Source organism: Pseudomonas citronellolis, from assembly GCF_029335315.1.
In the GTDB taxonomy this organism is placed as follows: domain Bacteria; phylum Pseudomonadota; class Gammaproteobacteria; order Pseudomonadales; family Pseudomonadaceae; genus Pseudomonas; species Pseudomonas citronellolis_A.
On the sequence record NZ_JARJLT010000318.1, the window covers coordinates 22,545 to 28,626 of the forward strand.

The 6,082-nt window shown below is 69.3% G+C and carries 6 protein-coding genes; 2 read left to right on the forward strand and 4 right to left on the reverse strand.

The window, feature by feature from the left end; translation table 11 throughout:
* Nucleotides 1–36: 36 nt before the first annotated feature.
* A complete protein-coding gene (locus P3W75_RS23765; protein ID WP_276229775.1) occupies nucleotides 37–834 on the forward strand; it encodes an AraC family transcriptional regulator in 798 nt (265 codons plus the stop codon).
* Between the two features lie 346 nt (nucleotides 835–1,180).
* Nucleotides 1,181–2,488, forward strand: a complete 1,308-nt coding sequence (locus P3W75_RS23770; protein WP_276229769.1) for an MFS transporter — start codon at nucleotides 1,181–1,183, stop codon at nucleotides 2,486–2,488.
* A gap of 60 nt (nucleotides 2,489–2,548) precedes the next feature.
* Here P3W75_RS23770 and P3W75_RS23775 read toward each other — a convergent pair whose 3' ends face one another.
* From P3W75_RS23775 to P3W75_RS23790, 4 genes are all read right to left on the reverse strand, one after another.
* Nucleotides 2,549–3,478: an alpha/beta hydrolase gene (locus P3W75_RS23775; RefSeq protein ID WP_276229770.1), complete on the reverse strand. Its 930-nt coding sequence runs from the start codon at nucleotides 3,476–3,478 to the stop codon at nucleotides 2,549–2,551.
* Complete coding sequence (locus P3W75_RS23780; protein WP_276229771.1) at nucleotides 3,475–3,954, reverse strand: thioesterase family protein; 480 nt, start codon at nucleotides 3,952–3,954, stop codon at nucleotides 3,475–3,477. The genes P3W75_RS23775 and P3W75_RS23780 overlap by 4 nt, the downstream gene beginning before the upstream one ends.
* Before the next feature lie 83 nt (nucleotides 3,955–4,037).
* Nucleotides 4,038–5,003 carry an L-carnitine dehydrogenase gene (locus P3W75_RS23785; protein ID WP_276229772.1) on the reverse strand — a complete coding sequence of 322 codons (966 nt, stop codon included), beginning with the start codon at nucleotides 5,001–5,003 and terminating at the stop codon, nucleotides 4,038–4,040.
* Between the two features lie 129 nt (nucleotides 5,004–5,132).
* A complete protein-coding gene (locus P3W75_RS23790; RefSeq protein ID WP_276229773.1) occupies nucleotides 5,133–6,017 on the reverse strand; it encodes a 3-keto-5-aminohexanoate cleavage protein in 885 nt (294 codons plus the stop codon).
* Nucleotides 6,018–6,082 lie beyond the last annotated feature (65 nt).

A 6,082-nucleotide genomic window follows, 5' to 3' on the forward strand; every position in this document is an offset into this window, starting at 1 on the left:
GCCAGACTCCGTCGACTAGCGACACAAAGCCAAAGCATAGCGATGAACGGACAGCCCCCCGAACTGCAACGCCTGATCCCCGTGCTCCAGGGCCTGCCCCGCCCGGTATACGCCCGCGCGGAAAGCCTGCGCGCCGGCTCCTGGACCGGTCGCCACCACCACGCCTGGGTGCAGCTGTCCTACGCCATCAGCGGCGTGCTCGGCGTGCACACCGCCGAGGGCAGCTTCTTCGCCCCGCCGCAGCGGGCCATCTGGATTCCGGCCTACCTGGAGCACGAGGTGGTCACCTCCGGGCGCGCCGAGATGCGCAGCCTGTACCTGCGCGACGACGCCAGCGCCTGGGCGCCGGGGCGCTGCCGGGTGCTGGAGGTGACGCCGCTGGCGCGCGAGCTGATCAAGAGCTTCTGCGAACTGCCGGTGGACTACCCCCAGGGCGACAGCCCCGAGCAACGCCTGGTGAACGTGCTGCTGGACCAGCTGCGCACCCTGCCGGAAGTGGCCTTCTCCCTGCCCATGCCGCAGGAGGCGCGCCTGCTGCAGCTGTGCCAGGCGCTGATCGAACAGCCCACCGCCAGCCTCACCCTGAGCGACTGGGCGCGGCGCCTGGGCACCTCGGAGAAGACCCTGTCGCGGCTGTTCCAGCGCGAAACCGGCATGAGCTTCCGCCTCTGGCGCCAACGCCAGCGCCTGCTCGGCTCCCTCGGCACCCTGGAAAGCGGCGCCAGCGTCACGGCCGCCGCGCTGGATTGCGGGTACGACTCCACCTCGGCCTACATCGCAGCGTTCAAGGGCTTGTTCGGCTTCACACCGGGCGAGTTGTTCAAACAGCGTTGAGCCGCTGCGGCTTTTCTTCCTGTAGGAGCGAGCTTGCTCGCGAACAGTGTTTCCAGGCTGCCTCGGTGTTTTGGTTTGACTCCGCAACCCCCACCATTCGCGAGCCATCTCGCCCCAACGAAAAGCCACTCCAAATAAGCGGATTTCCGCTCACGACCCCCACCCATCGGCAGCCAACCGCCTGCCCAGCATCCGCGAAAAATCCTAGAAGCCTAGTGCCACGCTGCTTTGCGCCCTTGGCACGGCGCCTGCTATCGCCCTCGACACTGCGCCGCCCTCGCGGCGCGCCGGTGCGCGGTTTCGTGGTCCGCGCACCCGACGACAACAACGACAAGAGGATTACCCCATGGATAGCGCAAGCGCCGTCTCCGCTTCTGCCGCGCCGCGTACGACCTCCCAGCGCATCAAGTCGATCTTCAGCGGCTCGGTGGGCAACCTGGTGGAGTGGTACGACTGGTACGTCTACGCCGCCTTCTCGCTGTACTTCGCCAAGGCCTTCTTCCCCCAGGGCGACATGACCGCCCAGTTGCTGAACACCGCCGCGATCTTCGCCGTGGGCTTCCTGATGCGCCCGATCGGCGGCTGGCTGATGGGCATCTACGCCGACCGCAAGGGCCGCAAGGCCGCGCTGCTGGCCTCGGTGCTGCTGATGTGCTTCGGCTCGCTGATCATCGCCCTGACCCCCAGCTACGAGACCATCGGCGTCGGCGCGCCCATCCTGCTGGTGCTCGCGCGCCTGCTGCAGGGCCTGTCGGTCGGTGGCGAATACGGCACCTCGGCCACCTACCTCAGCGAGATGGCCAACAAGGAGCAGCGCGGCTTCTTCTCCAGCTTCCAGTACGTGACCCTGATCTCCGGCCAGCTCATCGCCCTGGCGGTGCTGATCGTGCTGCAGCAGACCCTGACCGTCGAGCAGCTGGAAAGCTGGGGCTGGCGCGTGCCCTTCTTCATCGGCGCGCTGTGCGCGGTGGTGGCCATGTTCCTGCGTCGCGGCATGGAAGAGACCGAGTCCTTCGCGAAGAAGAAGGAAGAGCCCAAGGAAAGCCTGATCCGCGCGCTGATGCGGCACCCCAAGGAAGTCCTCACCGTGGTCGGCCTGACCATGGGCGGCACCCTGGCCTTCTACACCTACACCACGTACATGCAGAAGTACCTGGTGAACACCGTGGGCATGAGCAAGACTGACTCGACCATGATCTCGGCCGCCACCCTGTTCCTGTTCATGCTGCTGCAGCCGATCGTCGGCGCGCTCTCGGACAAGATCGGCCGGCGCCCGATCCTGATCGCCTTCGGCGTGCTCGGTACCCTGTTCACCTACCCGATCCTCAGCACCCTGCACACCATCGACACCTGGTGGGGCGCGTTCTTCCTGATCATGGCGGCGCTGGTGATCGTCAGCGGCTACACCTCGATCAACGCGGTGGTGAAGGCCGAGCTGTTCCCCACCGAAATCCGCGCCCTGGGCGTGGGCCTGCCCTACGCGCTGACCGTGTCGATCTTCGGCGGCACCGCCGAGTACGTGGCCCTGTGGTTCAAGAGCATCGGCATGGAGAGCGGCTTCTACTGGTACGTCACCGGCTGCATCGCCTGCTCGCTGCTGGTCTACGTGACCATGAAGGACACCCAGAAGCACTCGAAGATCACCACCGACTGACGCGCCACGCGCCCGGTCATCGACAGGAGGCCCGGCAGCGATGCCGGGCCTTCTGCGTTTTCAGTCCAGGGCGCGGGCCAGGGCCTCGAACAGCGCCGCGTAGAGCGCGTCCACTTCCGCCAGCCCGCGCGCCCGCAGGCAGCCATGCACCAGGCCGTGGCCGGGGAAATACCCGGCGGCCACGCCGTCGCCGCGCAGGCGTTCGGCGTAGCGCAGGCCGTCGTCGCGCAGCGGGTCGAATTCGGCGACCGCGATGAACGCCGGCGCCAGGCCGCCCAGGTGCGCGGCGCGCAACGGCAGGGCCAGCGGCCGGCGGCGCTGCGCCGGGTGCGGCAGGTAGGCGTCGAGGCAGGCCTGCATATCGGCGCTGGACAGCAGCGGCGCATCGGCGCAGTCGCTGCGCGACGCCGTGGCTTCGTCGCCCAGCGCCGGGTAGATCAGCGCCTGCAGGCGTGGCTGGGCTTCCCCGGCATCGCGCAGGGCCAGGCACAGGGCGGCGGCGAGGTTGCCGCCGGCGCTGTCGCCGAGCAGAGCCAGGCGCTCGCGGTCCACCGCCAGCCCCAGCACGCCGTCGCGCAGGGCGCGCCAGGCCGCCAGGCTGTCCTGCAGGGCCGCCGGGAACGGGTGTTCCGGCGCCAGCCGGTAGTCCACCGCCAGCACCAGCAGGCCCAGGCGCGCGGCCAGCTCGGCGCAGAGGAAGGCGTGGGAATCCAGGCCGCCGAACATCCAGCCGCCGCCATGCAGGAACAGCACGGCGGGCCAGCCGCCGGGCGGCGCGGCGCGCGTTGGCTGGAACACTCGCAGCGGCGGCAGGCCGGGCAGCGCCAGGTCGCGCACGCACAAGCCAGGCGGTGGCACGGGGGTGAAGGCGGCGGCCATCCGCGAATAGGCCGTGCGCTGCGCCGCCAGCGAGGTTTCGGCGCTGGCGAAGGCCAGGCTGCGCTCGACGAACGCCGCCATCCCGGCGGACAGCGGATAGCACCGGCTCACGCGCGCGCCGGCAAGCCGATGACCCGTCCGACATGCTCCGGGCGCGGCAGCGCGCGGTGCGCCTCGGCCAGCGCCAGCACGCGCTCCAGCACCACGCCTTCGAACGGCGCCGAATGCGCGCCGCCAACCAGGCTGACGTGCAGCAGCATCTGCTCGCTGGCCGCCAGCGGCGCGTCTTCGCCCGGGCGATGCAGGGTGTGATGTATATGCAGGCGCTTGCGGTCGTGGGCCAGCAGCTGGGTGCGCACTTCCACCGGCTCGCCCTGCTTCACCTCGTGCAGGTAGTTCAGGTGCACCTCCAGGGTGAACAGCGAATTGCCACTGGCCTCGCGGCCGGCGCTGTCCAGGCCCAGGTGGTCCATCAGGGCGTCGGTGGCGTAGCTGAAGATCAGCAGGTAGAAGGCATCGCGCAGGTGGCCGTTGTAGTCGGTCCACTCGGCCAGTACCGGGGTTTCGTAGGTTTTCAGGGTGGGCATGGGTGCGGTTCCGCAGAGCCCCTCTCCCCAGCCCTCTCCCTGAAGGGAGAGGGGGCGGTTCGGAGCGGGTGGCTAGTCCGAGGTCAATCCACGAAGGCGAAGCCGTGGCGGGCCTTGGTGTCCTTGATCGCGCCGAGCACCGCCAGCAGGCAGTCGTCGCGGTAGCGCTCCAGCTCGGCGATGCTGCGCTTGCCCTGCTGTTCGCTGGTGCCTTCGACCACCTTGTCGATCAGCGACTCGGTGAGTTCCGGCGCCGGCAGGTAGGTCCAGGGCAGCTGCAGCGCCGGTCCGAACTGCGCCATGAAGTGGCGCATGCCGGCGTCGCCGCCGGCCAGGGTGTAGGTCAGGAAGGTGCCCATGAACGACCAGCGCAGGCCGGCGCCGAAGCGGATCGCGTCGTCGATCTCGCCGGTGCTGGCGACGCCGTCGTTGACCAGGTGCAGCGCCTCGCGCCAGAGCGCTTCGAGCAGGCGGTCGGCGATGAAGCCGGGGACTTCCTTGCGCACGTGCAGCGGGCGCATGCCCAGGCTGCGGTACACCCCGATGGCGGCCTGGACCGCCGCCGGGTCGGTCTTCTCGCCGCCCACCACTTCCACCAGCGGCAGCAGGTACACCGGGTTGAACGGGTGGCCCACCACGCAGCGCTCGGGGCGCGTGGCGTCGGCGTAGAACTCGCTGGGCAGCAGGCCCGAGGTGCTGGAGCCGATCAGCGCGTCGGGCTTGGCGGCGGCGCTGATCTTCGCGTGCAGGTCGAGCTTGAGGTCGAGGCGCTCCGGGGCGCTTTCCTGGATGAAGTCGGCGTCGCGCACGCATTCCTCGATGGTGGCGACGAACTTCAGCCGCGCCTGCGACGAGCCGGGCACCAGCCCGGCCTTCTGCAGCGCCGGCCAGGCGTTGGCCACCCGTTGGCGCAGCGCCGCCTCGGCGCCGGGCGCCGGGTCCCAGGCCACCACGTCGAGGCCGTGGGCCAGGGCGCGGGCGACCCAGCCGCTGCCGATGACGCCGCTGCCGAGCGCGGCGAAGGTCTTGATTTCGGTGATGTAGGACATGAATCACTCCAGCGGGAAAAGGGGACAGGCTTGGCGTAGGGCGGATAACCGTTCGCGGTTATCCGCCGTCCTGGCGGCGGATAACCCGTTCCGGGTTATGCGCCCTACGTCGAGGTGTGCGGCTCCGGATCAACGGGGTTTGAGGTTCATCTTCCTGCGCCCCTCGGCCGGGGTCAGGGCACGGCCGCCGAGGCGTTCGATGATCTCGATGGCGCGCTCCACCAGCTGGCCGTTGCTGGCGTGCACGCCACGGTCCAGCCAGATGTTGTCCTCCAGGCCGACCCGCACGTTGCCGCCCAGCAGCATGGCCTGGGCGACCATCGGCATCTGCGCGCGGCCGATGCCGAAGCCGGCCCAGGTGAGGCCGTCGGGGATGTTGTCGGCCATGGCCTTCATGGTGGTGGTGTCGGCCGGCGCGCCCCAGGGGATGCCCAGGCAGATCTGGATCAGCGGGTCCTCCAGCAGGCCTTCCTTGAGCATCTGCCTGGCGAACCAGAGGTGGCCGGTGTCGAAGATTTCCAGCTCGGCCTTCACCCCCAGTTCGGTGATGCGCTTGGCCCCGGCGCGCAGCTGCGCCGGGGTGGAGACGTAGATGAAGTCGCCGTCGCCGAAGTTCAGGGTTCCGCAGTCCAGGGTGCAGATTTCCGGCAGCAGCTCCTCGACGTGCTTGAGGCGCTCCAGCGGGCCGACCAGGTCGGTGCCGGCGCCGAACTCCAGGGGCTGCTCGCCCTTGCCGATCTCCAGGTCGCCACCCATGCCGGCGGTGAGGTTGATGATGACGTCGGTGTCGCTCTCGCGGATGCGTTCGACCACTTCGCGATACAGGTTCACGTCGCGGCTGGGCTTGCCGGTGGCCGGATCGCGCACGTGGCAGTGGGCGACGGTGGCGCCGGCCTTGGCCGCCTCGATGGCGGCAGCGGCGATTTCCTTCGGGGTGACGGGGATCGCAGGGTGCTTGCCGACGGTGTCGCCGGCGCCGGTCACCGCGCAGGTGACTATGACTTCGTAGTTCACGGTGGCTGTCCTTTCTTTAGACGTTTGGGGCTTCAGACGTTCGGGGCTTCAGGGCTGCGGGCGTG